Raw genomic sequence first — 2,462 nt, 5'->3', positions numbered from 1 at the left:
CTCTTCGTGGATGCCTACAACCACGCCCGCCGGCTCAAGACCCTTCGCGGCCTTACACCCTACGAGTACGTCTGCCATCTCTGGACGAAAGAGCCCGAAAGGTTCAGGCTCAACCCGTCACACCACATCCCGGGACCATACACTTAGCCTCTAAGGGTTCACTTCTAGCCGTTCGGGTGATCCAGCAGATACTTCCGTGACTGCCGCCACGAGGCGCGGAGTGCTATCAGCAGCGCCAAGGCGCCGGAAGTCATAAGACCAGCCGCAAGACCAGCCGCTAAGAATGTGATCCGATTGGGCGAGACTGGCTTCAGAGGAACGATGGGTTCCTGGGCAACTTGCAGCTTGGAGAAGTTCTGTGCCTGAAGCGCTGCATCAACTTCCTGCTCGACAGCCTTGCGGGCAAACAGTTCGGAGCTATGGCTTGCAACATCGACAGCCTGCTTCAAGCGGTCGAACTCCGTCACTTTCTGGGAAAGACTGGAAAGCTCTTGCTCGATAGATGTAAACTCGGTCTGCTGCTTTTCGCTCAATGCACGCAATCCGGCGAGCTCGGAATTCGTTCTTACTAGTGACTGGACCGTGTCTTGATAGACGCGCACCAGCAGCAATGGTGGGTCGTTGGGGTTGACCTGAATGTCGGTATCTCTAGTTTCGCTTTGGTTTTGTGTTCCCCTGCCTTCACGTCGATTGTTTTCCCGCAAGAGTGTGTCACGGGCAAGGGCTGAGATTTGAGGAGATTGGTTCGTCAGCCTCAATCTTGAGAGCTGATTTGCCAAATCTTGGGCCTGAGCTTCCTTCTCCGCTATGGCTCCACGCGTCGCAGCAAGGGCATCAAGAATGCTGCTGCGGCGGCTAAGCAGAATTTCTCTTTGCTTTTCGATGGAATAGACGCCGCTCTTACGCGCGAAATTGGCGAATTCCTCAGAAGCTCTTTCGAATTCTTCAGTATACCTGTTCCTCTGCTTCTCGACGAAGTTCAAAGCCCCCACGCTCGTTGCAAGCTGCGCATGGCGCTCTAGAAAGTTGGTGATGACCTGTCTTACAAATTGCGCCGCTATCTGGGGATCCTTGTGGCGAAACGAGATGCGGATTAGGTCTGTTAGGGGCTCTACTCGGACTGAGATCGCGCTTGCAACTCTCAAGTAGGCTCGATCAACATCGTTTATCGACCGTTCGGCAACGCTGTTGTCTTCCGTTTCACCTTGGTTGCTCCAGTCGCGCAGAAAGCTAAATGCCTCGCTCGTTCGAACCCATTCAGGGACAAGATCTGGAACTCTGCTGCTTTTTTCAGGTGAGGCAAGGTCTTTGTATAGTTGTTCCGTGCCTATAACTTGAATTGCGTTACGTAACACAGTTTCGCTTTGTGCGATCTGCGCCTGTGAGTTTAGGAATTGGTCTTGTCGGATGATCGACTCGTCCCGATTGCCCTCACTGATGCGCAGGGGACGATCCTGTTGCGCGATCAGGAACGCTGTTGCCTCATACGTGGGAGCTATCAGCGGGTAAGCCAACCACGCTAGTACGTTGCACAGGATAAAAACGCTCAGGAGCGTCCACTTGCGCTTCCAAGTAACAGATAAAACGTCCATTGGAGTGACAGGTGTCATCTCTCCTACAGGGACTGAGCCCCTTTCTGGATTACCGTACATTCTGCAAACCCCAAAGGAAGGCGAGTTCCGACATCTAAGAACAGTTGGAAAATATAGCGCATGCGAACTGAGATAAAAGAAGCTCCATAGGTAGCAGACCTAATGAAAGCATAGCTTCGCCGCGCCTACTTCGAGAGTACGGAAACGCGACCTCCAGCAGAAGCTGCTTGATATTGCAAGAGAGCAGATGATTTACGTGGAATGTCCAACGGCTTAGGTGACCAACTGGCTCTTATGAACGACTGACATAGGCAGCACCAGCAGGAACGCTTTGCAGAGCGGAACCAAATCTCCTCAATCCAACAAGTTTCTTCCGTAAGCGCTGTTCTCAGGCCACGGCCTTGAGGTCTGGCGCAGTGGCGTAGGCCCACGGCAGCAGATCATCGAGGCGGGCGTTAAGATGGCCGGTAACAATGCGGTTCAGCACATCCGCGAGATAGGCCTGCGGATCCACCCCGCACAGTTTGCAGGTTTCGACCAATGAGGCGATGATCGCCCAATGCTCGCCCCCGCGATCCGAGCCGGCAAACAACGCATTCTTGCGCGTCAGGGCTAAGGGCCGGATCGCCCGCTCGACCACATTGGAGTCGATCTCAATCCGCCCGTCATCCACAAAGCGGGTCAGCCCCTCCCAGCGCACAAGCGCATAGCGGATCGCCTCGGCCAGCTTGCTCTTCTGGCTGATCAGACCGAGCTTGCCGCGCAGCCACGGCTCCAGAGCCTCCAGCACCGGACGGCTCTTCTCCTGACGAACCCGGCAACGCTCCGCGGCACTCAGGCCACGGATGTCGCTCTCAATCCGGTAGAGTT

2 protein-coding genes and 1 pseudogene are annotated in these 2,462 nt (G+C 54.8%); 1 reads left to right on the top strand and 2 read right to left on the bottom strand.

Going from position 1 to position 2,462, the window contains the following annotated elements; genetic code table 11:
- Positions 1–147: pseudogene (locus JKG68_RS31865) on the top strand (IS481 family transposase); the annotation flags it as partial.
- 17 nt (positions 148–164) lie between these two features.
- Here JKG68_RS31865 and JKG68_RS31860 read toward each other — a convergent pair.
- Together JKG68_RS31860 and JKG68_RS31855 are read right to left on the bottom strand one after the other, a co-directional pair.
- The gene (locus JKG68_RS31860) at positions 165–1,610 is read right to left on the bottom strand and encodes a GumC family protein (protein WP_202066386.1); all 1,446 of its coding nucleotides are present in this window, start codon (positions 1,608–1,610) and stop codon (positions 165–167) included.
- Between the two features lie 370 nt (positions 1,611–1,980).
- On the bottom strand, positions 1,981–2,462 hold a 482-nt coding region (locus JKG68_RS31855; protein WP_202066384.1), incomplete at its 5' end, for an IS66 family transposase.

Origin of the sequence: Microvirga aerilata, from assembly GCF_016743775.1 — a bacterium.
GTDB lineage: Bacteria > Pseudomonadota > Alphaproteobacteria > Rhizobiales > Beijerinckiaceae > Microvirga > Microvirga aerilata.
This window is presented reverse-complemented; position numbering and strand designations above follow the sequence as displayed.